Origin of the sequence: Vibrio sp. 10N.261.52.C2 (assembly GCF_041471425.1) — a bacterium.
Taxonomy (GTDB): Bacteria; Pseudomonadota; Gammaproteobacteria; order Enterobacterales; family Vibrionaceae; genus Vibrio; species Vibrio crassostreae_C.
The window spans coordinates 1-219 of record NZ_JBFROH010000106.1 but is presented as its reverse complement, the minus strand read 5'-3'; the positions used below and the strand labels follow the sequence as shown (position 1 = coordinate 219).

At 40.6% G+C, this 219-nt stretch carries 1 pseudogene; it reads right to left on the bottom strand.

Annotated elements, in window-relative coordinates:
* A pseudogene (locus tag AB4307_RS21915) lies at positions 1-219 on the bottom strand (TniB family NTP-binding protein); the annotation flags it as partial.

Genomic DNA, 219 nt, shown 5'->3' with positions numbered 1-219 from the left:
TCTATCGTATCAACGTTCTCACTGAAACTCATAAGTAGTGCGTCTTTCAAGAAGTGCTTTAACGCTCGGCACTCCCCTCTACACATAATAAACAAAGGATATAACACTTCATTTTTTGTAAGCACCGGCGGTTCATCAAAGCCCATTCTCGCACTCAAACCAGCGACAAATTTAGCAAAGTGCTTTTTTTGCTCCAAGTCAAAACTATAAGATGCCGTT